The 2,347-nt window shown below is 35.5% G+C and carries 2 protein-coding genes; one reads left to right on the top strand and one right to left on the bottom strand.

Annotated elements, in window-relative coordinates; genetic code table 11:
* Nucleotides 1–139: 139 nt before the first annotated feature.
* Nucleotides 140–1,033, top strand: coding sequence for a LysR family transcriptional regulator (locus GQR46_RS18835; protein ID WP_165728748.1), 894 nt, complete (start codon nt 140–142; stop codon nt 1,031–1,033).
* 44 nt (nt 1,034–1,077) lie between these two features.
* On the opposite strand, the gene GQR46_RS18830 is transcribed toward GQR46_RS18835, so the two are convergent.
* The gene (locus GQR46_RS18830) at nt 1,078–1,950 is read right to left on the bottom strand and encodes a DMT family transporter (protein WP_024591184.1); all 873 of its coding nucleotides are present in this window, start codon (nt 1,948–1,950) and stop codon (nt 1,078–1,080) included.
* Between the last annotated feature and the right edge of the window lie 397 nt (nt 1,951–2,347).

The raw sequence follows: 2,347 nt of genomic DNA, 5'->3' as shown, positions 1-2,347 counted from the left end.
TGATTAACAGCGTTAAATTATGCATTTTATTGACTTTTTCTTTGTTGATCTTTATCAATAAAAACTTCTGGCTTCTCTAATGAAATTCTAAAGCGTCGCTGTTAATATTGCCTACATCCTAAACAATAAAGTAGTTCTGATGGCAGCTAGTTATTCTCTCGATGATTTACGTTACTTTTGCACCATAGTAAAATTAGGTAGCTTTAAAAAAGCATCAACAAGCCTTGATATGTCACTATCAACTTTGAGCCGTAGAATACGTTTATTAGAGCAGACTCTGCAATTAACACTCCTAAATCGAGATGCCCATCGAGTTACACTTACGCATACTGGCGAGTTATATTACGATCGCTATCGTAAACTGTTTGATGAAGTAGAGTGTATAGAGCAAGCACTTTGTGATGAGAAAAACCAACCTAAAGGGAAAATTAGGATCTGTGCACCCATTTACATGGGTAAACATTTTTTAAGTGCTATTTTTTGTGATTTTTTACTGCAGTATCCCGATATTCAACTAGATTTACGCTTTTCAAATAACCTTATTGATATTGAAAAAGAAGGGATTGATATAGCGTTTAGAGTAAGAAATCCTGCCATTGATAATTGGGTTATTAGAGAACTAAAGCTTACTCATAATGTATTGTGTGCTCATCCTGACTATGATTATCAATCCATCACTCATCCTGAGCAATTAGAAGAGCAACCAAAAGTTACGTGCGTTGGGTTGGTACCGTGGCAATTAAAAAATCAGCAAACGAGTGAAGAGTACAGTTTTAATCCAAACACACATGTTCGATTAGAAGTTGATGAAATTCAAATGATGAAACAAGCAGTTGAGTCTGGTGTGGGTATTAGCTACATCCCTGATTATATAGCATTACCACTTATTAAAGCAGGAAAGCTTAAACACATTCTTCATGATTGGCAAAGCAAAGGGCAGCCATTTTCTATGCTTTATCGCGACAGAAAACAAATCCCTTATCGAGTGCGATTACTTATAGAGCATACACTGCAACACTTCACTAAAATGTAGCAGTGTAGGCTTTTCACAGCAAAGTAATTAAGCTAATTCATCTTTTAAAAACTAAGCCTTAGTACAATTACACCTAAAAATGCCGTTGTTAATCCTATAACTTCTTGGCGTGTAAAAGACTCTTTTAGAATTATGCGTGAGTACAGCAAAATAATTAAAATGTTCATTCCTGAAATTGCCGACACAAGCCCTGTATTACCAATTGCAAAAGCCGATATTATTGCAACCATGCCTGCTACATTTGTTAAACCAATAAGTAACCCGCATGAGAATGTTTTACCGGCAGACCAATACGCTTGAGAGCTGCCTTGCTCTGCTAGCATTTTTTTACGCTTTACTAACCAACTAACGGCAAAAAGAAAGCTACCAAACCCAAACATAGACGTTAAAGTTGCAAACGTATCCGCCTCAAGAAGCGTTGATTGCTTACCCATTAAATCATTAAATGCAAAGGACAGTGCCGCCAGTAATCCCCATTGCGCGCCTTGTAAGTTACTTAATGAGATATCGCTGGAGTAGCGAATAATATAAAGGCCGCCAAAAATAATAAAAAAGCCGATTAATTGAATAACAGTTAAGGTTTCTTGCCATAATAAAAAGGCAAATAAAAGCACAAATAAAGGCGTTAACCCCGACAGAATACTAATTAAAGACGCTTTCCCAACCGAAAACCCTTTGTGTAAAAACCCATTAGCCGCAAAAGATCCAAAACCTAAAGCGAGTCCAACAGTAATGTCAGCCCAGCCGTACCATGTGTGCTCAAACACCACAGTACCTAGCGCACTAATTATAAATCCCACAAAAAAAACACCGAATAATAATAGATTACGATTAATCTTTTTTTGTGACGTCCATTGGTACATTATTCCTCGCGCACCAAAAAAAACAGTGGCGAGTAATGCAAAAATTATCCACATATAAGTGAGACCCTTTATAATTTACTTTGATAAACCCGAATAAAAAGTGGTTATTTAACATTGTTGAATGGAGTAACTATTACATAAAGGTTCAGCAGTAAAGCACGTAACCACTACAAGAGCGTTACCCGATACCTAGCTTCTACTCTATAAAATAAGCAGCTTAGGCTTCACATAATAAAATACTAGCCACACAATTACACTTTAATAAACAACAACACCAGTATATTTAATCTATAAATATTATAAATAGGCATAAGTGGCACTATAGATCCCATAAATAGCACTTAACTATTTAGTCGCTTAGCTTCAATCAAATAGTGAGCAACTAACACACAGAAATAACAACAATTTAGTGAAAAAAACGAATTTATAAAAACATAAAAAAAACAGTTTT

Source organism: Pseudoalteromonas sp. Z1A6 (genome assembly GCF_011378745.1).
Taxonomy (GTDB): Bacteria; Pseudomonadota; Gammaproteobacteria; order Enterobacterales; family Alteromonadaceae; genus Pseudoalteromonas; species Pseudoalteromonas arctica.
This window is presented reverse-complemented; position numbering and strand designations above follow the sequence as displayed.

Coding starts and splice junctions, on each gene's coding strand:
- GQR46_RS18835 (WP_165728748.1), top strand. CDS start 140: ATGGCAGCTAGTTATTCTCTCGATGATTTACGTTACTTTTGCACCATA.
- GQR46_RS18830 (WP_024591184.1), bottom strand. CDS start 1,950: ATGTGGATAATTTTTGCATTACTCGCCACTGTTTTTTTTGGTGCGCGA.